The following is a 20,679-nucleotide window of genomic DNA, read 5'->3' as shown; positions in this document are numbered from 1 at the left end:
GCCGGGTCGGCCCGTTGAGGAGGACGGCAATGGGCCTAGGCCGTGTGACGATGCGGGCCGGGTCGGCCCGTTGAGGAGGACGGCAATGGGCCTGGGTGGTGTGACGATGCGGGCCGGTCACGGCCGGGTGACTACGCTGATGCTGTGCCTGTTCGAGCCCCGGCCGCCGTGCGCGGCGCCGGACTGATCGTCGCCGTGCAGGGTGGGGCCGCCCTGGTGGTGGCCGCGGCGTTGCTGGTGCGCGGACTCGCGGGCGCCGACCAGCACATCGTCAATGGCCTGGGCACCGCAGGTTGGTTCGTACTGGTCGGCGGAGCAGTGCTCGCCGCCGGATGCAGGCTGGCGGTTGGCAAGCTTTGGGGTCGCGGGCTGGCGGTGTTCGCCCAGCTGCTGCTGCTGCCGGTGGCGTGGTATCTGATTGTGGGTTCGCATCAGCCGGCGATCGGGATCCCGGTGGGAATCATCGCGCTTGGCGTGCTGGTATTGCTGTTCAGTCCGCCTTCGATCCGCTGGGCCGCCGGGCGTGATCAGCGTGGTGCGGCCAGCGCAGCCAACCGCGGTCCTGACAGTCGATAGATAGTCCACTCGTGCTGCGGTTGCCCGCCGATGCGGTCATACAGTGCGATTGCATCGGAATTCCAGTTCAGCACCGACCAGGCCAACCGCGTGTAGCGGTTGTCGACGCATTCTCTGGCCAGCGTCGACAGCAGGCCACGGGCCAAGCCGCGGCGGCGAAACCTCGGCCAGACGAACAAGTCCTCCACATAGATGCCCGCGACGCCGTCCCAGGTGGAAAAGTTCAGAAACCACAGCGCCATCGCGGCAACTCCGCCATTAACCTCAGCGACGTGGCCTCGCATCGTCGGGAAATCTCCGAAAAGTGCTGTATGTATTTGTGTTTCGGTGACAGTGCATTGATCGGCGGCATACTCGAATTCCGCCCAGCGCGTGAATCATGGCCACGATGTCGGCGGTATCCGCCGGTGTAGCGCGGCGGATGGTATCGGTCACTGCTCAACTCCCAGTGCGGTCAATATCGTGGCGAACTTCGTTGTGGTTTCTTCAAGTTCGTCATCGGGGTCTGATTCGGCGACGATGCCACCGCCAGCGTGCGCAAGGGCTGCGCGTCGATCAGCCGAAAGTTGCGCGCACCGGATAGACACCACCCAATGGCCGTCGCCCCGGCCGTCGCACCAACCAACCGCGCCGGCGTAGAAGCCACGGTCGCCCTCGAGTTCGGCGATGAGCTCGGTGGCAGCTTTTGTCGGGACCCCACCAACCGCCGGGGTGGGATGTAGCGCCAAAGCCAGATCGATTGCCGTCGTCGAGATGTTGCGCAGCCGGCCGGTGATCGCGGTGCACAGATGCCAAACGGCTGCGGTGCGGTTCAACTGGGGCTGGGCTGGGATTGTCAGGTCCTCGCATAGTGGCTCTAGGGCTACCCGCATCGTGTCGACGACCAATTGGTGTTCGTGTCGGTTCTTGGCCGAACTGGCTAGTGCGGCCGCGTTGGCGGCGTCGAGTTTGGGGTCGGCGGCGCGTGGGGCTGAGCCGGCAAATGGCTTGCACATGACGCGATTGCCGGATCGTGCGACCAGAAGCTCTGGGCTGGCGCCGACCAGGGCTGCCCCGGTGTCGTCGTTGCCCGCAGAGGTGAGGTCGACGAGATAGCCGTAAGCGGTCGGGTCGGCGACGACCAACCTGCGCAACAGTACCCGCGCGTCCAGCGGAGCATCGGCGGTCAGTTGCACGGCGCGCGCGAGCACCACTTTGTGCAACGGGCCGTCGAAGGCGGCCAGCAGATCCCGTGCGCGGCCGATCCGGGTCAGGTAGTCGGCAGGTGGCGGAAGGGCGGCGGCGACGCGTACCTTGGGCAGCGGGCCGGTCGGCCAGTCAGGCAGCTTCCGGGCCCGCAGCACGCCATCCGGCACCATCAATGCGGCGGGTCTGCTCACGTCGAAAGGCAACGCGCCCAACAGTATTGGTGCTGTACCTGAGCGAAGTGCCGCTTGCGCGGCCCGCACGTCGCAGTATCGTGTCCGCACCCCGCGGGCAATCAGGGTGCCTCTTGGTCCGCACAGTGCGAACGGTGGTTCTGGGTGCAAGGTTGCCACGTGTGCGCTCACCCGGCTGCGATCGGCTGCGGATGACCGGTCAACCCGAGCACGGCGAGCTGACGCACGCCGTGCTCGAACCCGCAGATCCCGATCGAGGCGGTGGGCATCGCGAAACGGCTGCCTTCGGCGAGCGGTAGCTGGACCCAGCGCGTGATCACCGCGCGGGAGAAGTGGCCATGGCTGACAAACAACACGTCGCGTGAGGACATGTGCTCCAGGGCCAGCGCGACGGCGCTGTCAGCGCGATCGTTTACCTGTGCGACGCTTTCTCCAGCTGGGCAGCCGTGCGTCCACACCAGCCAATCGGGTTCGGATTCCCGGATCTGCGGCGTCGTAAGGCCCTCATAGGAACCGTAATCCCATTCGGCGAGCAGCCCAGTTACCTCATTCACCGTCAGGCCGGCCAACTTGGCAGTATCCAACGTCCGTCGACGCGGGCTACAGATGACAATCGGGTCGTCAAGTTCGAGTTCACCCAGCAGCTGACCAGCCAGCTCTGCCTGCGTTCGCCCGGTATCGGTCAGCTCGACCTCGGTACCGCCGGTGTGCCGGCCCAGCGTCGACCAAGCGGTCTCGCCGTGGCGGAGCAGTAGCAATCGGTGGTTGCGCACGCCCATACCGACAGATTGTGCCCGACGACATCCTAGGCCTGTCGCCCGAACCACTGTGCGAGCAGCATGCCAGGATGACACTGTGACTGCGCGGGCGACGACGAAGGGAGAGCACGATGAGGTGGGGGTCCCTGCCGCTTGCGGGGGAGAGCGGCGCCTATGACTGATACCCGGGTGCTAGCGGTGGCCAACCAGAAGGGCGGGGTGGCCAAGACGACTACGGTCGCCTCGCTCGGTGCGGCGATGGTGGAAAAGGGACGGCGCGTGCTGCTCGTCGATCTGGATCCGCAAGGTTGTCTGACCTTCTCCCTTGGTCAAGATCCCGACAAACTACCGGTGTCTGTGCACGAGGTGTTGCTCGGTGAAGTCGAGCCCAACGCCGTGCTGGTCACCACCATGGAGGGAATGACGTTGCTGCCGGCCAACATTGACTTGGCGGGCGCCGAGGCAATGCTGCTGATGCGGGCAGGCCGTGAGTACGCGCTCAAACGCGCGTTGGCCAAATTCTCCGACCGGTTCGACGTGGTCATCATCGACTGTCCGCCGTCGCTGGGTGTGCTCACCCTCAACGGGCTGACGGCCGCCGACAAGGCCATCGTGCCGCTGCAGTGCGAGATGCTGGCGCACCGGGGTGTCGGCCAGTTTCTGCGGACGGTCGCCGATGTCCAGCAGATCACCAATCCGAATCTGCGGTTGTTGGGTGCACTGCCGACGCTGTACGACTCTCGAACCACCCACACCCGTGACGTGTTGCTCGATGTCGCCGACCGCTACGACCTACAGGTGCTGGCTCCGCCCATCCCCCGTACTGTGCGCTTCGCTGAGGCCAGCGCCTCGGGCTCGTCGGTGATGGCTGGGCGCAAGAACAAAGGCGCGGTGGCCTACCGCGAGCTGGCGCAGGCGCTGCTCAAACACTGGAAGACAGGTAGGCCGCTGCCCACCTTCACGGTGGACCTGTAGCGCGACAGACGCAAAATCGCCCGAAAGCCATCGGTTTCGGGCGATTTTGCGTCTGCTCGCGCCAACATAGGCGATCAACCCAGAGCGACTAGTGTGTCGCCACGTTGCTCAATGACCCTGGATCCAGAAACTGCCGGGATCACTGCTGACGTGCTTGGCGGCCGGGTCACCGGGATATAACGGTTGTTGGCACCGCTGACCGGGTCATAGACACCGATCCCGCCGGTGACCGGCACCAGGAGTTGACCTGCCATCATCACCCCTGGCCCCACCGGCGCAGTCGTCTCGCCAGCGGCAATGGTGTAGCGCTGGGTCAGGTTGCCCGCGTCGAAGACCAACAACGCGTCGCCCGTCCACCAGGTCACCAGGTTGCCGGTCCGCGACGCCACGGCCGAAGTTGACGGTGGCTTGGCCAGCAGCGTGCTCGAAACTGTGGCGCCGGTCTCGTCGATCACGTCGACTCTCGGTTGCGCGCCTGATCTTGCAGGCAGGTACACGGCGGTGTTGTTCTGCGATACCACCAATACCCGGGCGCCCGAACCCGGCCGGACCCCCGGTTCCGGGACAATGCGCTGGATGGGCTCGTCGTCCTCCTTGCCCGGGCGTAACAGCACAAGCCGCAGGTCAGCCTGGTTCGTACACGCTTCAAGCACCGATACGGCCGCCGAGCTGGCCGCCGCCGACTCCAGCGTGCACCCGGACTGCAGGCCGCGGTTCGACGGTTTCACCCGGGCATCGATCTCGCCGTAGGCCAGCATCCGGACCATGTCTGAACGCCACAGTTCCAGGCGCGTGTCCCCGGCCGACAACACCGTGGTGCCGTCGGAAAAAAGACGCACCCGCGGATCCGCGTAGCCGCTGCGGGCGGCTCCCCGGCGACCGGTGGATCCATCGATGGTGCTGACCTGACCGCAACCCCGGTCGTACCGATAGACCGCGACGGCGTAGTGGTAGACCCAGGTCACCCCACACAGATCGGTGTCTCGGGCGTAACTCCAGAGCGACTCACCGGTGGCTGGGTCGCGCCCGTCCACCTGGCGTCCGTCGCCAGTAGCCACTGTTCCGCCCACCACCACGGGAACGCGGGTGGCTGGGCTGGCGGCGGTCCACAGCTGCTTCAGCGAGGTCGGGACCTCGCGAGCCGGGGCCGGGGTGGGCACCGCAACCGCCGCCGGCCGGCTGATGGTGGCGCGGGCGTCGCTGGTCCACCAGATCAACGACGCGGCCACGGCCACCACGACCGCGATCGTCGCGGCGGCCGCGATATCGGTCTTGGTGCGGCGCTCCGGTTTAACCATGCGGTGGGCGGGTCAGTTAGCCCGCGCGGCGAAGCCGTCCTGGGCGTGCGTCGGGCGTCGGCGGCGGCGACGACGGCGTCGCGCAGCTTCGCCGTTGCCGGACCGGGAGCCGGACACAACATCGGACCCGGAATCTGATGCGGTGCCGGAGCCCGGCTCCGAGGTGGCGTCGCCGCCCACGATTGGGCTGCTGATTGGGTTGGTGCCGGGGTGTCCGGTGACGGGTTTGCCGCCGCGGGTGCGCCGACGCCTGGGGGTATTGCGGGCGTGCTGTGCCGTTTTCTGGCCGTCGCAGTCGGTGTCACGTCGCCTGCCCTGCGATTTGCGCGCCGGGCCGACGGTACCGCCGGCCGTGGCCGGGATGGCCAGCTCGGCATACAGATGCGGCGAGTTGGAGTATGTCTCGGCCGGATCGGGGGAGCCCAGGCCCAGTGCTTGGTCGATCATGCTCCAACGGGGCAGCTCGTCCCAGTCCACCAGGGTGACCGCGACCCCGGTTCGGCCGGCACGGCCGGTGCGACCGATGCGGTGGACGTACATCTTCTCGTCTTCGGGGCACTGATAGTTGATCACGTGGGTAACGTCGTCGATGTCGATGCCGCGGGCGGCCACGTCGGTGGCCACCAATACGTCGATGCCGCCAGTGCGAAACGCCTTGAGCGCCTTCTCGCGTGCCAGCTGTCCGAGATCACCGTGCACGGCGCCGACTGCGAAACCGCGCTCGGTCAACTCGTCGGCGACCTTCTGGGCGGTCCGCTTGGTGCGGGTGAAGATCATCGTCGCGCCGCGGTCACGAGCCTGCAGCACCCGGCTGACTAACTCCACTTTGTCCAACGCATGGGCGCGGTAGACGAACTGCTCGGTCGCGTCGTGAACCGCTGAGGAATGTGGTGCCTCAGCCCGGATATGCGTGGGCCGGACCATGAACGTTCGGGCCAGCGTGATGATCGGGTCCGGCATGGTCGCCGAAAACAACATCGACTGTCGGTCGGCGGGAATTTGCCGCAGGATTCGCTCGATATCGGGCAGGAAGCCCAGGTCGAGCATCTCGTCGGCCTCGTCGAGCACCAACACGGATAGCCCGCCCAGCTGCAGGTGGCCCTGCTGGCACAGGTCGAGCAGCCGACCCGGGGTGCCGACCACGACGTCGGCGCCGGCGCGTAGCGCCTCGATCTGCGGCTCGTAGGGCCGTCCCCCGTAGATGGACACCACCGACAGCCGGCGCCGTACCGCGGCAGCGTCGTCTGTGTCGGGGCCGGCGGTCAGGTACTTGCCCGCCGTGGCCAGGTCATCGGTGACCTGTAGACACAGCTCGCGGGTGGGGACTACGACCAGGGCCCGCGGAGCGCCAGTGAGCGGTCTCGTGCCGTCGCCGGAGGTGATGCGCTGCAGCAGCGGCACGCCAAAAGCGAACGTTTTGCCCATGCCGGTGCGGGCCTGGCCGATCACGTCCTCGCCGTCGAGCGCGAGTGGCAGGGTGAGTTCCTGGATAGCAAAGGGCCGTTTGATGCCCTCTTCCCCTAATGCGCGGACTATTTCGTCGCGGACTCCAAGTTTGGCAAATGTTGATTCAGTTGTGTGTTTCACTGCGGTCATACGAGGGTAAGCGGCCTTTCGGTGACGGTGTCGGTCGTGTGTCGGTGTTTCTCTGTCGCGGTTCACGCGCGCATGAGTTCCGACTCCGATTACGTCGCCGAGTCGCCGGCCCCTAGCACAGTCCAGGCGGGGCAGACTCCATGCACGCACATTTCGCCGGTAGCGGCAGTCGAACCAATGCCGCCACCTAACGAGCATGATAGCTGGTCGGCCAGCAGGTTCCCATTTGCCGCTGAGCCTGCCTACTAGAGTGTTGCCATGCCATCGCCCTCATCCGCCGATCAGGTGGCCGATTCACCCAGGCCACGGCTGCCGGCGGATCATCCCGGCGTCAACGAATTGTTCGCGTTGCTGGCCTACGGCGAAGTTGCCGCCTTCTACCGATTGACCGATGAGGCGCGCATGGCCCCGGATCTGCGGGGAAGGATCTCGATGGCATCCATGGCCGCCGCCGAGATGGGGCACTACGAGCTGCTGCGCAATGCGTTGGAACGTCGCGGCGTCGACGTGGTGTCGGCGATGTCGAAGTACACCTCAGCGTTAGAAAACTACCACCGGCTGACGACGCCGAGCACATGGCTGGAAGCCCTGGTGAAGACCTATGTTGCCGATGCGTTGGCCGCCGATTTGTATCTGGAGATCGCCGACGGGCTGCCTGACGAGGTTGCTGACGTGGTGCGGGCGGCGTTGTCGGAGACCGGGCACTCTCAGTTCGTCGTCGCCGAAGTGCGCGCAGCGGTGACGGCCAGCGGCAAACAGCGCAGCCGACTGGCGCTGTGGTCGCGTCGTCTGCTCGGCGAGGCGATAACGCAGGCCCAGCTGGTGTTGGCCGACCACGACGAGCTGGTCGACCTGGTGGTGTCCGGTAGTGGTGGACTGAGCCAGCTTGGTGCCTTCTTCGACCGGTTGCAGCAGACCCACGACCAACGCATGCGGGAACTGGGTCTCAGCTAGATCCCAGATCTAGCGAGTGCATGTCGCGATGATCGCATTGTTGGTTGACGCCACCACCGTCTGAGCGCCGGTATTGACGATCGAGCAGTTGAGACGACTGTAAAGGCTGGTCGCGACGACCGATTCGGTTTGCACGCCGGGGTTCAGAACGACCATCTTCGTCCACGGCAGCGACACGTTGAAGTCGGTCACCGGGAAGCCCCGCGCATCGGTGTAGACGACGTTCACCAGGTCGAACAGCTGCTTGGTGCCGGTCACGCGGTAGACGACGGTGCGCGGATTCAGCGGCGCCGGCGGTGGCACAGCAGTCTGAGGTGGCGCGGCGGTGGGGGTTCGCGTCGGCACGGTAGTAGGCCCGGTGCCCGGCGGTGCCACCGTGGTGACCGTCTCCGGCGGGAGCTGCGGCCGCAAGGTGCTGGGCGAAGGGTGGGGTGACGTGCTGGTCGGGGCCGTTGGTCGTGGCGAGGTGGATATCACCGTGCGCGGGGCTGGTGCCCCGACAATGGCCTTGGTCGACGTGCTATCTCCGCTGTTGATAATGACTGCGGTCGCGACCGCGCCAAGCGCCACCACACTGCCGAGGATCGCAGCTACCGGGCGCCATCGGCGGTCAGCCGCCCAGGCAAACTCGCCTTCCGAACAGGTCCGGCCAGCCCCGAAGCCGCTCGAGCTCTCGTCGTCCGGGTAGTCCTGGACTTCCCGGACGTTCCGAACGCACTCGTAGAGGTCGTTAACTGTGTTACCGATGGTGCTGATGTTATCGAGCCCCTGCCGGCGGATGGGGTGTCTGGCGGCGTGTCGGGCTGGCCTAGACCTAACCGTTATGGGGGCCAGGGGCGTCTACTAGCCTGCTGGTGACACGCCTGTGACGGAATGCCAATGGAAGGGGCCACCGTGGAGGTCAAGATCGGTATCACGGACAGTCCGCGCGAGCTGGTGTTCTCCAGTGCGCAGACGCCCAGTGAGGTAGAAGAACTCGTCAGCAACGCGCTGCGCGACGACTCTGGTTTGCTGACCCTGACCGACGAGCGGGGCCGTCGCTTCCTAATTCACACCGCCAGGATCGCCTATGTCGAGATCGGTGTCGCAGACGCCCGCCGGGTGGGCTTCGGCGTCGGGGTGGACGCCGCAGCTGGGTCCGCCGGAAAGGTTGCTACGAGCGGGTAAGCGGGACGTGGGACAACCCGCCCCAGGCGAACTGCACGGTGCCCTCGACGGCGTCGGACTTGGAAATCGGCTTGTCGGCGTCCAGCCAGTATCTGGCGCAGTCGACGCTCATTCCGACCAAGCCCACCGCGATCATCCGGGCGCGGTGCGGGTCCAGTCCGGAATCGGCGCTGATCAGCGCGAACACTGCGTCGATGCACGATTCGGTGGCCACCCGCACCTGTGCGGCGACCTCGGGCTCGGTGACGAAGTCGTTCTCGAAGATCAGCCGGTAACCCTGGCTGTCGTGCTCGATGAAGTCGAAGAACGCCTGGACGGCCACGTGCAACCGCTGCCGGTTGTCGGTAGTCGTGCTCAGCGCCTGATGCACGCCGGACACCAGGTTTTCCACGTGCCGATGAAGCACAGCCAGGTAAAGTTCTAACTTGCTCGAAAAATGTTGATACAGAACGGGTTTACTGACTCCCGCCCGATCCGCGATCTCGTCCATACCGGCCGCGTGGTAACCCCGATCGACGAAGACGTCACTGGCAACGACAAGCAATTGGCCGCGGCGCTCGTCGCGAGGCAGTCGGTTGCCGCGCCGGTTCGGGGCCGGAACGTCTTCGTCTGGCCGAGCGCTGCCGGACGATCTGAGGGCACGTCGCTGCGCTGTCTTGGCGAGATCGCTCATCAGTCCTCAATCTGATCACACTAATTCGAGGGCCACTGTGCCAACCCCCACCGCCGCGCGTCTGTCGGAATGACATTACTACCTGCGGCATCGGTAGCGGCGGGATAGTTTGTTGGGTGTTGCATTCGGGCGCGCCAGGGTCGCGACCCGGGCCAGCTGTGTCATCCTGAGGAAATGACGTCTCCGTGGCCCGCCGGAAGCACGAGTCGAGTACCCGTGCTGCGTGACGAGTGGCGTGAGCCGCTGCGGGCCCTGCGCGACCCGCTCGCCGCGACTGACAGACGGGTCCGGGCCCGCCGCGACCGGAAGCGTCAATGGCGCAAACAAACCTGGTTGGGGCGGTTCGTGTCCACGTACGGCTGGCGCGCCTACGCCCTGCCGGTTCTGATGGTGCTGACCACGGTGGTGGTGTACCAGACGGTGACCGGGACGAGCACGCCAAGGCCCGCGGCGGCCCAGACCGTCCGGGACTCGCCGGCCATTGGTGTGGTGGGGACCGCGATCCTCGACGCACCGCCTCGCGGTCTTGCAGTGTTCGATGCCAATCTGCCGGCCGGGACGCTGCCGGATGGCGGCCCGTTCACCGAGGCTGGTGACAAGACCTGGCGTGTCGTTCCGGGCACTACTCCCCAGGTCGGTCAAGGCACCGTCAAAGTGTTCAGGTATACCGTCGAGATCGAGAACGGTCTTGATCCCACAATGTACGGCGGTGACAACGCATTCGCCCAGATGGTCGACCAGACGTTGACCAATCCCAAGGGCTGGACCCACAATCCGCAATTCGCGTTCGTGCGGATCGACAGCGGAAAACCCGACTTCCGGATTTCGCTGGTGTCGCCGACGACAGTGCGCGGGGGGTGTGGCTACGAATTCCGGCTCGAGACGTCCTGCTACAACCCGTCGTTCGGCGGCATGGATCGCCAATCGCGGGTGTTCATCAACGAGGCGCGCTGGGTACGCGGAGCCGTTCCATTCGAAGGTGACGTAGGTTCCTATCGGCAATATGTGATCAACCACGAGGTCGGTCATGCCATCGGTTACCTGCGCCACGAGCCGTGCGACCAACAAGGCGGTCTGGCTCCGGTAATGATGCAGCAGACGTTTTCCACCTCCAATGACGACGCGGCCAAGTTTGACCCCGACTTCGTTAAGGCGGATGGAAAGACCTGCCGATTCAATCCCTGGCCCTACCCGATTCCCTAACCCGGGGAAGCAAAGGTGGCAAGCTGGGCGTTGAGGTATTTGCAGGACGACGCGCAGCAGACGTTTCGGATATAACCGAGGAGATATTCGGTGTCGACATCCTTGCCGCCACTAGTTGAGCCAGCATCCGCGCTCAGCCGTGAAGAGGTAGCTCGCTACAGCCGCCATCTCATCATTCCTGACCTGGGTGTTGACGGGCAGAAGAGGCTCAAGAACGCGCGAGTACTGGTGATCGGCGCCGGCGGGCTCGGAGCGCCCACGTTATTGTATCTGGCCGCCGCCGGCGTCGGCACCATCGGCATCGTCGACTTCGATGTGGTTGACGAGTCGAACCTGCAGCGCCAGGTCATCCATGGGGTAGCTGACGTCGGGCGCTCCAAGGCTCAGTCGGCGCGCGATTCGATTGTCGCGATCAACCCGCTGATCCGGGTGCGACTACACGAGCTGCGGCTTGCGCCGAGCAACGCCGTCGACCTGTTCAAGCAGTACGACCTGATCTTGGATGGCACCGACAACTTCGCCACCCGGTATCTGGTCAACGACGCCGCGGTGCTGGCTGGCAAGCCGTACGTGTGGGGGTCGATTTACCGCTTCGAGGGCCAGGCATCGGTGTTTTGGGAGGACGCCCCCGACGGGTTGGGTGTCAACTACCGCGACCTGTATCCCGAGCCGCCGCCGCCGGGCATGGTGCCGTCCTGTGCTGAAGGCGGGGTGCTGGGCATTATCTGTGCCTCGGTCGCATCGGTGATGGGCACTGAGGCGATCAAGCTGATCACCGGGATAGGTGAAACACTGCTTGGCCGGTTGCTGGTGTACGACGCGCTGGAGATGAGCTATCGCACGATCACCATCCGCAAGGACCCATCGACACCGAAGATCACCGAGCTGGTCGACTACGAACAGTTCTGCGGCGTGGTTGCTGACGATGCCGCCCAGGCGGCCAAAGGTTCCACCATCACGCCGCGCGAGCTGCGCGACTGGCTGGACTCCGGCCGTAAGCTGGCACTGATCGACGTTCGCGATCCCGTGGAGTGGGACATCGTGCATATCGACGGAGCCCAACTGATTCCGAAATCGTTGATCAACTCGGGTGAGGGTCTGGCCAAGCTCCCCCAGGACCGCACCGCCGTGCTGTACTGCAAGACGGGCGTGCGCTCGGCCGAGGCATTGGCTGCGGTCAAGAAAGCCGGTTTCTCCGACGCGGTACACCTGCAGGGTGGGATCGTCGCGTGGGCCAAGCAGATGCAGCCCGACATGGTGATGTACTAGGACCGATACAGGCCCAATACACCCCGATGGGCTCTACTAGGCTGACCGGTGTGAATGTCGAGCCGCCGCCCGAGCACGTGTTGGTGGCGTTCGGTTTGGCAGGTGCGCAACCCATCCTGTTGGGTGCCGGTTGGGAAGGTGGCTGGCGATGCGGCGAGGTGGTGTTGTCGATGGTGGCCGACAACGCCCGCGCGGCCTGGTCGGCCCGGGTGCGCGAGACGTTGTTCGTCGACGGCGTACGCCTGGCTCGGCCCGTCCGATCGACCGACGGCCGGTACGTGGTGTCTGGTTGGCGGGCAGACACGTTCGTCGCCGGCGCGCCGGAGCCTAGGCATGATGAGGTCGTCTCGGCGGCGGTGCGGCTGCATGAGGCCACCGGAAAACTGGAACGCCCCCGATTCTTGACCCAGGGACCCGCGGCGCCCTGGGCCGAGATCGATGTGTTCGTCGCCGCAGACCGAGCTGGGTGGGAGGAGCGGCCATTACAGTCGGTCCCACCGGGCGTGCCGACCGCCCCCCCGGCAGCGGACCCCCAGCGATCGATCGATCTGATCAATCAGCTTGCCGGGTTGCGTAAGCCGACCAAGAGCCCGAACCAGCTGGTGCACGGAGATCTTTACGGTACAGTGCTTTTCGCGGGCACCGCCCCTCCAGGGATCACCGACATCACGCCCTACTGGCGGCCCGCATCCTGGGCGGCCGGGGTGGCCGTCGTCGACGCGCTGTCCTGGGGTGCGGCCGACGACGGGCTCATCGAGCGGTGGAACGCGCTGCCGGAGTGGCCCCAGATGTTGTTGCGCGCGTTGATGTTCCGCCTAGCAGTGTACGCGCTGCACCCACGATCCACCGCCGAAGCGTTTCCCGGCCTGGCCCACACCGCGGCCCTAGTGCGGCTAGTGCTCTAAACCTACTCAGCCCGGCGGAAACTCATAGCGGATCTCGCTCAGCGCCACCCGGCCGTCAACACTGAGAACGCCCTCTGCGCGCAACAACTCCAACTGCCGGGTGGCCAGGTGCTGTGCTGGGCGCCCGGAGGCTCTGATCACCCGGTGCCAGGGCAGATCCGAGGAATCGGTCCGCATAATCCAGCCGACAATACGCGGACTGGAAAGCCCTGTGAGAGCTGCGATGTCGCCGTAGGTGGACACCCGGCCGAGTGGGATGGCCGCGACCAGTGAGCGCACCAGCTCCACCTGTTCGTCGGTCACCGGCGCCATGGCTAGCGCGGTCCCAGTCGACTGCGGATCACCGCCGCGACCTCAGTGGGCTTGGCTTGGGGCACCATGTGCCCGCAGTCGAAGTCTAGTAGCTCAAAATCGGCTCCTAGCCGTTTGTCCAGGGCCGCGAGCAGCTGGTCGCTGACGTACGCCGGTGACGCACGGACCGCCCGAACCAGCGTGGTTGCCGTTCCCACCGGCGGCAGCACGATGTCGCGGGCCAGTTCGCTCCAGTAGCACACCATCGCCGGCAGGCTGATACGCCAACCGTACCGACCGTTGGGCAATGCGACGAGGTGCTCGTCGAGTTCGGCGTCGAGCACTGGGGGGTCCACGTCCGCCCAGGCACCGGTCGCCTTCTCGGCCCGGGCCTCGGCGGGGTCCAGGTAGTCGGGAGAGGCCAGCATGGCGTCGACCACCTCGCGTACCCGGGACCCGTCCAGAGCGACCGCCGGGTCGAGCAACACCAGCGCCGCGACCTGGTCTGGGCGGGCCGCGGCCAGGTGCATAGCGACAGCGCCGCCGAAGGAGTGTCCGACCACCACTACCGGACCGTCGCCCTGATTGTCGAGGAGTGCTGCCAGGGCGGACACGTTGGCGTCGATGGTCCACGGCGCGGCCCATGGTGACCTACCGTGGCCCAGCAGATCGGGTGCGGCGATGGGGATTTCGGGCAAAGTGATGGGCTAACCGGTGCCAGATGCGCCCGTGCTCGGTCACTCCGTGGATGGTCAGCACCCGCGCGGGCCCTGACGGGCCGTAGCGCTGTACGTGAAGGTCGATGATCACGCGTCGATGATGCCAGCCCGGCGACGCCTGCTACCGGTCGATTTCTTCGTCGTCGGCGACCGGAACGACGAAGGCTTGGTCGACGACGTCGGCTTCGCTGGCGTCTCGGTCGCCGGCGCCGCCGCTGAGGTAGGCGGTGTCCAACCCGGCTTCGTCGTCGAAATCGACAGCACGCCCTTGCTCCACCGCATCGGCTTCGGGTATTTCGTCCTGTGGACCGCCGCCTACGACCGCCGCCATGGTAGCCACCCCTCACATCGCGTTTTCGGTTTTCTTGCCAGCTCCAGTATCCGAGCTTGTCAGACCCTCGTGATGTCATGCGGCTATGTCACATATCTGGGGTGTCGAGGCGGGTGCGGCCCTCGCGCCGGGTTTGCGCGGTCCGGTGCTTGTGCTGGGCGGCCCGGGCACCGGTAAGAGCACACTGTTGGTTGAGGCCGCGGTCGCTCACATCGGCGCCGGCACCGACCCGGAGTCGGTTCTGCTGCTGACCGGTTCCGGCCGAATGGGCATGCGGGCCCGCAGTGCGCTGACGACGGCGCTGCTGCGGTCGCGCACCAACGGCCCTTGCCGGGCGGCGATCCGCGAACCGGTGGTACGCACCGTGCACAGCTACGCCTATGCGGTCTTGCGCAAGGCCGCACAGCGCGCCGGTGACGCCTTGCCGCGGCTGCTTACCAGCGCCGAGCAGGACGCCATCATTCGGGAACTGCTGGCCGGGGACGCCGAAGACGGACCGGCCGCCACCACCACCTGGCCTGCGCATCTGCGGCCCGCGCTGACTACCGCCGGCTTCGCCACCGAGCTGCGAAACCTGTTGGCACGTTGCGCCGAACGCGGCCTGGACCCGCTGGAGTTGCAGCAACTGGGCCGTCGCCGCGGCCGTCCGGAATGGATCGCCGCCGGTCAATTCGCCCAGCGGTACGAGCAGGTGATGTTGTTGCGGGGTGCGGTGGGGCTGGCGGCGCCGCAGGCCACGGCGCCGGCGCTGAGTGCCGCCGAACTGGTGGGGGCAGCTTTGGAGGCCTTCGCGGTCGATCCTGAGTTACTGGCCGCCGAACGCGCCCGGGTCCGGACCCTTTTGGTCGACGACGCCCAACAACTTGATCCGCAGGCGGCACGCCTGGTCCGGATGCTGGCGGCGGGCACCGAGCTGGCCCTGATCGCCGGTGATCCGAACCAAGCGGTGTTCGGGTTCCGCGGCGGCGAGCCCACCGGCCTGCTGGCCGACGATCCGCCGCCAGCAGGTGGTGCCCCCATTCCGTCGGTGACGTTGACGGTCTCTCATCGGTGTGCACCCGCCGTGGCGCGGGCCGTCACCGGCATCGCACGACGGCTACCGGGTCGAAGCGTCGGTCGGCGAATCGAGGGCACCGGGACCGAGGTCGGATCGGTGACGGTGCGCCTGGCCGGTTCGGCGCACGCTGAGGCAGCGATGATTGCCGACGCGCTGCGACGCGCGCACCTGATCGATGGGGTGCCTTGGTCGCAGATGGCGGTGATCGTCAGGTCGGTGCCGCGCGCTGTGCGGTTGCCGCGCGCTCTGGCCGCCGCCGGGGTGCCGGTGGCCCCACCTGCAGTTGGCGGGCCGTTGTCCGCGGAGCCGGCGGTACGGGCGCTGCTCACGGTGCTCGAGGCGACGGCTGACGGGCTCGACGGCGACCAGGCGCTGCTCCTGCTCACCGGGCCGATTGGTGGTGTGGACCCGGTATCACTTCGCCAGCTGCGCCGGACTCTGCAACGCGCACGTCCCGGCCAGACTTCGAGGAAGTTCGGCGACCTGCTGGTGGAAGTGCTCGGCGGCGACGCGCCGCCATCGGGGCCAGGGTCGCGGGCACTGCGGCGCGTGCGTGCCGTGCTGACCGCGGCCGCGCGCTGCCACCGCTCAGGAAGTCTGGGTGGCCAGGATCCGCGCCACACGCTATGGGCTGCCTGGCAACGGTCGGGTCTGCAACGCCGCTGGCTGGCGGCCAGCGAGCATGGTGGTGCGGCGGCTGTCCAGGCCACCCGGGACCTGGAAACGGTGACCGCCTTGTTCGACATCACCGACCATTACGTGTCCCGCACCTCGGGTGCGTCCCTGCGCGGACTCGTCGAGCACGTCACCGCGCTGCAGCTGCCGGTTGTGCGACCCGAACCGGCAGCCCCGACAGAGCAGGTCATGGTCCTTAGCGCACATGCCGCGCTGGGACACGAATGGGATCTGGTAGTTATCGCCGGCCTACAGGACGGCTTGTGGCCCAACACGGTTCCACGTGGCGGTGTGCTTGGCACCCAGCGGCTGCTGGACGAACTCGACGGTGTCACGAAGGATGCCTCGATGCGCGCGCCGTTGCTGGCCGAGGAGCGCCGGCTGCTGGTGACCGCGATGGGGCGGGCCCGGCGGCGGTTGCTGGTGACCGCCGTAGATAGCGACGCGGGCGGGGGCGGGCACGAGGCGGTGCTGCCATCGGCGTTCTTTTTCGAGATTGCCCAGTGGGCCGACGGCGATGGCGAACCCGTCGCGATGCAGCCGGTCTCGGCGCCGCGCGTGTTGTCGGCTGCGGCGGTGGTAGGCCGGTTACGCGTTGTGGTGTGCGCGCCTGCCTGCGCGGTAGATGACGCCGATCGCGATTGTGCGGCAACGCAATTGGCCCGGTTGGCCAAAGCCGGTGTGCCAGGTGCCGACCCGTCCGAGTGGCATGGCCTGGCCCCGGTCAGCACGAGTGATCCGTTGTGCGATAGCGACGATCTCGTCACGTTGACGCCGTCGACTTTGCAGGCACTCAACGACTGCCCACTGCGCTGGCTGGCCGAGCGGCACGGCGGAACAAACACCCGCGAGCTGCCGTCTGCCGTCGGATCGGTGTTGCACGCACTGTTTGCCGAGCCGGGCAGGAGCGAATCCCAACTGCTGGCTGAACTGGACCGGGTGTGGGGCCATCTGCCGTTCGGCGCTCAGTGGTATTCGGCCAACGAGCTTGCCCGGCACCGCGCGATGATCCAGGCGTTCGTACAGTGGCGAGCTCAGAGTCGATCCGAGCTGACCGAAGTTGGCGTGGAGGTCGACATCGATGGGGCCCTCGAGGACGGTAGCGGTCAAGCCAGAAAAATTCGGTTGCGTGGCCGGGCGGATCGGCTGGAACGCGACCCGGCCGGCCGCCTGGTGATCGTCGACATCAAAACCGGCAAGACACCGGTCAGCAAGGACGATGCCCAGCAGCACGCCCAGCTGGCGATGTATCAGCTGGCGGTGGCCGAAGGCTTGGTGCGCGCCGGGGACGAGCCCGGCGGTGCCCGGCTGGTCTATGTCGGCAAAAGCGGGGCCGCTGGCGTCGCCGAACGCAAACAGGATCCACTCACACCGGCCGCGCGCGACGAATGGCGCAACCTCGTCCGGCAGCTGGCCGCGGCGACAGCCGGTCCCCAGTTCATCGCTCGGCGCAACGACGGGTGCACCCACTGCCCGCTGCGGCCGGGCTGTCCGGCCCACGTCCGAGGGTCGGCGCCATGACCCAAACCGCGGCACCGGCACGCTACAGTCCAGCTGAACTAGCCTGCGCGCTAGGACTTTTCCCGCCCACCGCTGAGCAGGCCGCGGTAATCGCCGCACCTCCCGGCCCGCTGGTCGTCATCGCGGGAGCCGGCGCCGGAAAAACCGAAACGATGGCTGCCCGGGTGGTGTGGCTGGTTGCCAACGGCTACGCGGAACCCGGCCAGGTGCTGGGATTGACGTTCACCCGCAAGGCCGCGGGCCAGCTGTTGCGCCGCGTTCGGTCCCGTCTGGCCAGGTTGGCCGGTATCGGCCTCGGCTGCGGCGACCCGGCGGCCTGCGCTCCGGTAGTCAGCACCTACCACGCCTTTGCCGGCTCGCTACTACGCGACTACGGCCTGCTGCTACCGCTGGAACCCGATACCAGGTTGCTGAGCGAGACCGAGCTGTGGCAGCTGGCATTCGATGTGGTCAGCGGGTACGACGGCGTGCTGTGCACCGACAAGAGCCCGGCGGCGGTCACCTCGATCGTGGTGCGGTTATGGGGCCAGCTTGGCGAGCATCTGGTCGACACCCGCGCGCTTCGCGACACCCACGTCGAGCTGGAACGGCTGGTCCACGCTCTGCCGGCGGGCCGCTATCAGCGTGACCGCGGCCCCAGCCAGTGGCTGCTGCGGATGCTGGCCACCCAGACCCAGCGCGCGGAGTTGGTGCCGTTGCTTGACGCGTTGGGTGAGCGGATGCACGCCGGCAAAGTGATGGATTTCGCCATGCAGATGGCCTCGGCCGCACGGTTGGCGGCGACCTCTCCCCAAGTTGGCCAGGATCTGCGGAGGCGCTACCGGGTGGTGTTACTGGACGAATACCAGGACACGGGGCACGCGCAGCGCGTTGTGTTGTCGTCGCTGTTTGGCGGCGGCGTTGATGACGGGTTGGCGCTGACGGCTGTCGGTGACCCGATTCAGTCGATCTACGGGTGGCGCGGCGCTTCGGCGACGAACCTGCCCCGGTTCACCACCGACTTCCCCTTATCGGACGGCACCCCCGCGCCGGTGCTGGAGCTGCTGACCAGCTGGCGCAACCCGCCGCAAGCGCTGCGCGTGGCCAATGGCATATCGGCGGAGGCGCGGCGGCGCTCGGTTGCGGTGCGCGCGTTGCGGCCGCGTCCGGATGCCCCGCCTGGAGCCGTCCGCTGCGCGTTGCTTCCCGACGTGCAGGCCGAACGCGAATGGATCGCCGACCACTTGCGGATGCGTTACCAGCGGGCAGAAGCGGACGGTGTCAAGCCGCCCACCGCGGCGGTGCTGGTACGCCGCAACGCCGACGCCGCCGCTATCGCTGATACCCTGCGGGCCCGCGGAATCCCGGCTGAAGTTGTCGGGCTGGCCGGCCTACTGTCCATCCCCGAGGTCGCCGAGGTGGTGGCCATGCTGCGCCTGGTTGCCGACCCAACGGCCGGGGCGGCCGCGATGCGGGTGCTGACTGGCCCACGGTGGCGGCTCGGCGCCCGGGACCTCGCCGCGCTGTGGCGGCGTGCGCTGACGCTGAGTGGCGAATCACCGTCAACGGCGTCGCCCGAATCGATCGCGATGGCGGCCAGCGCGGACGCCGACAATCCGTGTCTGGCCGACGCCATCAGCGATCCAGGTTCCGCCGAGGGGTATTCGGTGGCGGGATATGGGCGCATCGGCGCCTTGGCCGGTGAACTGAGCGCGCTGCGCGGTCGCCTCGGTCATTCCCTGCCCGACCTAGTAGCCGAGGTGCGCCGCGTGCTTGGCGTCGATTGCGAGGTGCGGGCCTCGGCCCCGGTCTCAGGTGGCTGGGCCGGACCCGAGCACCTTGATGCGTTCGCCGACGTGGTCGCGGGGTACGCCGAACGGGCCAGCGCTAGGTCCAGCGAGGCGTCGGTTGCGGGCCTGCTGGCTTATTTGGACGTCGCCGAGGTGGTCGAGAACGGTTTGCCGCCTGCCGAGTTGACCGTCGCCTGCGACCGGGTCCAGGTGCTGACCGTGCACGCCGCCAAGGGCTTGGAATGGCAGGTGGTGGCGGTGGCACACCTGTCGCGCGGAGTGTTTCCGTCGACGGTGTCGCGCAGCAGCTGGCTTACCGACCCCGCCGAACTACCGCCGCTGCTGCGTGGGGATCGCGCCTCGGCCGGCGCGCACGGCATCCCCGTACTGGACACGTCAGCTGTCGCTGACCGAAAACAGTTGTCGGACAAGATCTCCGAACATCGTCGCCTGCTCGATCGGCGGCGCGTTGACGAGGAGCGTCGACTGTTGTACGTGGCCGTTACCCGGGCTGAGGACACTCTGCTGGTGTCCGGCCACCATTGGGGGCCCACCGGGACAAAGCCGCGCGGGCCATCGGAATTCCTGTGCGAACTCAAGGACATCATTGACCGTTCGGCCGCTGCCGGTGATCCTTGCGGAGTCGTCGAGCAGTGGGCGTCGGCGCCCGCCGGCGATGAGCGAAACCCATTGTGTGACAACGCTATCGAGGCGGTTTGGCCCGCTGATCCGTTGGCCGCACGTCGCGGCGATGTGGAGCGGGGCGCGGCGCTGGTGGCGGCGGCCATGTCGGCCGACTTGCCCGGAAGCACCACCGACATCGATCATCCCCCGCGCCCGGGCGATGCCCCCTGGTCCACTGACGTCGATGCACTGTTGGCTGAACGTGCGCACGCGGCGCGGGGAGCACCTGCCCGTGGTCTGCCGAACCATTTGTCGGTCAGCAGTTTGGTGGAGCTGGTCGGCGACCCGGTCGGTGCGCGGCAGCGGCTGATGTGTCGGCTGCCAAAACGCCCGGACCCGCACGCGTGGTTGGGCGATGCATTTCACGCCTGGGTTCAGCAATTTTACGGTGCTGAACTGCTGTTTGACCTGGGTGACCTGCCAGGTGCAGCGGACCGCGAGGTGGGCGATCCTGAGGAGTTGGCCGCGTTGCAGAGGGCGTTCACCGCATCATCGTGGGCGGCTCGCACCCCGGCGGCGGTCGAAGTGCCGTTCGAAATGCCGATCGGCGATACCGTGGTGCGCGGCCGCATCGACGCGGTGTTCGTCGACCCCGACGGCGGTGCCACCGTGGTGGACTGGAAGACCGGCAAGCCGCCGCACGGGCCGGCAGCCATGCGGCAGGCCGCTGTCCAGCTCGCTGTCTATCGACTGGCCTGGGCCGCATTGCGGGGATGTCCGACATCCTCGGTGCGTACCGCCTTCTATTACGTGCGCAGCGGCATCACGGTCGTCCCCGACGAGTTACCCGCTCCCGGCGAGTTGGCCATGCTACTGACCGACTGCGCCGGTCGGCGGTCGGACACCTGACGTGGTTACCATTTGTGTCGTGCGTTTGGC

The 20,679-nt window shown here is 66.9% G+C and carries 18 protein-coding genes, 1 pseudogene and 3 other annotated features; of the genes and pseudogenes, 9 read left to right on the top strand and 10 right to left on the bottom strand.

Annotation, left to right across the window (positions count from 1 at the left end):
• Positions 1–144 precede the first annotated feature (144 nt).
• The gene (locus Rv3217c; RefSeq protein ID NP_217733.1) at positions 145–576 is read left to right on the top strand and encodes an integral membrane protein; all 432 of its coding nucleotides are present in this window, start codon (positions 145–147) and stop codon (positions 574–576) included.
• Positions 528–941, bottom strand: a sequence feature (acetyltransferase (2.3.1.-), contains GNAT domain (GCN5-like N-acetyltransferase. See Vetting et al. 2005), probably pseudogene as appears frameshifted due to 1bp insertion at position 3593438. Frameshift present in all sequenced tubercle bacilli. Start changed since first submission, extended by 50aa.). This feature is flagged as partial in the annotation. Its footprint overlaps the gene before it by 49 nt.
• On the opposite strand, the pseudogene Rv3216 reads toward Rv3217c, so the two are convergent.
• The 3 genes and pseudogenes from Rv3216 to gpm2 form a co-directional block, all read right to left on the bottom strand.
• A pseudogene (locus Rv3216) lies at positions 528–1,011 on the bottom strand. (Overlaps the previous feature by 414 nt.) The gene Rv3217c and the pseudogene Rv3216 overlap by 49 nt on opposite strands.
• Positions 943–1,011, bottom strand: a sequence feature (acetyltransferase (2.3.1.-), contains GNAT domain (GCN5-like N-acetyltransferase. See Vetting et al. 2005), probably pseudogene as appears frameshifted due to 1bp insertion at position 3593438. Frameshift present in all sequenced tubercle bacilli. Start changed since first submission, extended by 50aa.). This feature is flagged as partial in the annotation. (Overlaps the previous pseudogene by 69 nt.)
• Positions 1,008–2,126 carry an isochorismate synthase gene (gene entC, locus Rv3215; RefSeq protein ID NP_217731.1) on the bottom strand — a complete coding sequence of 373 codons (1,119 nt, stop codon included), beginning with the start codon at positions 2,124–2,126 and terminating at the stop codon, positions 1,008–1,010. Before entC ends, Rv3216 begins: the two are co-directional and overlap by 4 nt.
• The gene (gene gpm2 / locus Rv3214; RefSeq protein ID YP_177944.1) at positions 2,123–2,734 is read right to left on the bottom strand and encodes a phosphoglycerate mutase; all 612 of its coding nucleotides are present in this window, start codon (positions 2,732–2,734) and stop codon (positions 2,123–2,125) included. The genes entC and gpm2 overlap by 4 nt, the downstream gene beginning before the upstream one ends.
• A gap of 76 nt (positions 2,735–2,810) precedes the next feature.
• Positions 2,811–2,887, top strand: a repeat region (77 bp Mycobacterial Interspersed Repetitive Unit,Class I).
• On the opposite strand from gpm2, the gene Rv3213c reads away from it, so the two are divergent.
• Complete coding sequence (locus tag Rv3213c) at positions 2,888–3,688, top strand: SOJ/ParA-like protein (protein ID NP_217729.1); 801 nt, start codon at positions 2,888–2,890, stop codon at positions 3,686–3,688. It abuts the feature before it with no gap.
• Positions 3,689–3,762: 74 nt separating this feature from the next.
• Here the strand turns inward: Rv3213c and Rv3212 are convergent, their stop codons facing one another.
• Together Rv3212 and rhlE are read right to left on the bottom strand one after the other, a co-directional pair.
• Positions 3,763–4,986, bottom strand: a complete 1,224-nt coding sequence (locus Rv3212) for a hypothetical protein (RefSeq protein ID NP_217728.1) — start codon at positions 4,984–4,986, stop codon at positions 3,763–3,765.
• 12 nt (positions 4,987–4,998) lie between these two features.
• Positions 4,999–6,582 carry an ATP-dependent RNA helicase RhlE gene (gene rhlE, locus Rv3211; protein ID NP_217727.1) on the bottom strand — a complete coding sequence of 528 codons (1,584 nt, stop codon included), beginning with the start codon at positions 6,580–6,582 and terminating at the stop codon, positions 4,999–5,001.
• A gap of 258 nt (positions 6,583–6,840) precedes the next feature.
• On the opposite strand from rhlE, the gene Rv3210c reads away from it, so the two are divergent.
• Complete coding sequence (locus Rv3210c; protein NP_217726.1) at positions 6,841–7,536, top strand: hypothetical protein; 696 nt, start codon at positions 6,841–6,843, stop codon at positions 7,534–7,536.
• A 9-nt stretch (positions 7,537–7,545) separates the two neighbouring features.
• Here Rv3210c and Rv3209 read toward each other — a convergent pair whose 3' ends face one another.
• Positions 7,546–8,106: a hypothetical protein gene (locus Rv3209; RefSeq protein ID NP_217725.1), complete on the bottom strand. Its 561-nt coding sequence runs from the start codon at positions 8,104–8,106 to the stop codon at positions 7,546–7,548.
• A gap of 324 nt (positions 8,107–8,430) precedes the next feature.
• Between Rv3209 and TB9.4 the strand changes: the two genes are divergently transcribed.
• Positions 8,431–8,703, top strand: a complete 273-nt coding sequence (TB9.4, locus tag Rv3208A) for a hypothetical protein (RefSeq protein YP_177943.1) — start codon at positions 8,431–8,433, stop codon at positions 8,701–8,703.
• On the opposite strand, the gene Rv3208 is transcribed toward TB9.4, so the two are convergent.
• On the bottom strand, positions 8,690–9,376 hold the full coding sequence (locus tag Rv3208; RefSeq protein ID NP_217724.1) for a TetR family transcriptional regulator: 687 nt from the start codon (positions 9,374–9,376) through the stop codon (positions 8,690–8,692). The two genes, TB9.4 and Rv3208, sit on opposite strands and share 14 nt — an antisense overlap.
• Positions 9,377–9,721: 345 nt before the next feature.
• Here Rv3208 and Rv3207c point away from each other — a divergent pair, with 345 nt between their 5' ends.
• The 3 genes from Rv3207c to Rv3205c all read left to right on the top strand — a co-directional run bounded on the left by Rv3207c (position 9,722) and on the right by Rv3205c (position 12,753).
• Entirely contained in the window at positions 9,722–10,579 is an 858-nt protein-coding gene (locus tag Rv3207c) for a hypothetical protein (protein ID NP_217723.1), read from the top strand.
• A gap of 90 nt (positions 10,580–10,669) precedes the next feature.
• Positions 10,670–11,848: an adenylyltransferase/sulfurtransferase MoeZ gene (moeB1, locus tag Rv3206c; RefSeq protein YP_177942.1), complete on the top strand. Its 1,179-nt coding sequence runs from the start codon at positions 10,670–10,672 to the stop codon at positions 11,846–11,848.
• Between the two features lie 26 nt (positions 11,849–11,874).
• Entirely contained in the window at positions 11,875–12,753 is an 879-nt protein-coding gene (locus Rv3205c; protein NP_217721.1) for a hypothetical protein, read from the top strand.
• Between the two features lie 6 nt (positions 12,754–12,759).
• On the opposite strand, the gene Rv3204 is transcribed toward Rv3205c, so the two are convergent.
• The 3 genes from Rv3204 to Rv3202a form a co-directional block, all read right to left on the bottom strand.
• A complete protein-coding gene (locus Rv3204) occupies positions 12,760–13,065 on the bottom strand; it encodes a DNA-methyltransferase (RefSeq protein ID NP_217720.1) in 306 nt (101 codons plus the stop codon).
• A gap of 2 nt (positions 13,066–13,067) precedes the next feature.
• Positions 13,068–13,742, bottom strand: coding sequence for a lipase LipV (gene lipV / locus Rv3203; protein NP_217719.1), 675 nt, complete (start codon positions 13,740–13,742; stop codon positions 13,068–13,070).
• A gap of 142 nt (positions 13,743–13,884) precedes the next feature.
• Positions 13,885–14,094, bottom strand: a complete 210-nt coding sequence (locus tag Rv3202a; RefSeq protein ID YP_009030044.1) for a hypothetical protein — start codon at positions 14,092–14,094, stop codon at positions 13,885–13,887.
• A gap of 85 nt (positions 14,095–14,179) precedes the next feature.
• Between Rv3202a and Rv3202c the strand changes: the two genes are divergently transcribed.
• Positions 14,180–17,347, top strand: a complete 3,168-nt coding sequence (locus tag Rv3202c) for an ATP-dependent DNA helicase (protein NP_217718.1) — start codon at positions 14,180–14,182, stop codon at positions 17,345–17,347.
• Positions 17,344–20,649 carry an ATP-dependent DNA helicase gene (locus Rv3201c; RefSeq protein ID NP_217717.1) on the top strand — a complete coding sequence of 1,102 codons (3,306 nt, stop codon included), beginning with the start codon at positions 17,344–17,346 and terminating at the stop codon, positions 20,647–20,649. The genes Rv3202c and Rv3201c overlap by 4 nt, the downstream gene beginning before the upstream one ends.
• Positions 20,650–20,679 lie beyond the last annotated feature (30 nt).

The organism is Mycobacterium tuberculosis H37Rv (assembly GCF_000195955.2).
Classification (GTDB): Bacteria; Actinomycetota; Actinomycetes; order Mycobacteriales; family Mycobacteriaceae; genus Mycobacterium; species Mycobacterium tuberculosis.
Note: the sequence above shows the minus strand (reverse complement) of the source record. Positions and strands in the feature narration are given on the sequence as shown.

What these genes read in the sequence shown, in the direction of transcription:
- Rv3212 (NP_217728.1), bottom strand. Translation starts at nt 4,986, where the DNA reads ATGGTTAAACCGGAGCGCCGCACCAAGACCGATATCGCGGCCGCCGCG.
- Rv3205c (NP_217721.1), top strand. Translation starts at nt 11,875, where the DNA reads ATGGGCTCTACTAGGCTGACCGGTGTGAATGTCGAGCCGCCGCCCGAG.
- Rv3210c (NP_217726.1), top strand. Translation starts at nt 6,841, where the DNA reads ATGCCATCGCCCTCATCCGCCGATCAGGTGGCCGATTCACCCAGGCCA.
- Rv3202a (YP_009030044.1), bottom strand. Translation starts at nt 14,094, where the DNA reads ATGGCGGCGGTCGTAGGCGGCGGTCCACAGGACGAAATACCCGAAGCC.
- Rv3202c (NP_217718.1), top strand. Translation starts at nt 14,180, where the DNA reads ATGTCACATATCTGGGGTGTCGAGGCGGGTGCGGCCCTCGCGCCGGGT.
- Rv3208 (NP_217724.1), bottom strand. Translation starts at nt 9,376, where the DNA reads ATGAGCGATCTCGCCAAGACAGCGCAGCGACGTGCCCTCAGATCGTCC.
- Rv3204 (NP_217720.1), bottom strand. Translation starts at nt 13,065, where the DNA reads ATGGCGCCGGTGACCGACGAACAGGTGGAGCTGGTGCGCTCACTGGTC.
- rhlE (NP_217727.1), bottom strand. Translation starts at nt 6,582, where the DNA reads ATGACCGCAGTGAAACACACAACTGAATCAACATTTGCCAAACTTGGA.
- Rv3201c (NP_217717.1), top strand. Translation starts at nt 17,344, where the DNA reads ATGACCCAAACCGCGGCACCGGCACGCTACAGTCCAGCTGAACTAGCC.
- gpm2 (YP_177944.1), bottom strand. Translation starts at nt 2,734, where the DNA reads ATGGGCGTGCGCAACCACCGATTGCTACTGCTCCGCCACGGCGAGACC.
- Rv3213c (NP_217729.1), top strand. Translation starts at nt 2,888, where the DNA reads ATGACTGATACCCGGGTGCTAGCGGTGGCCAACCAGAAGGGCGGGGTG.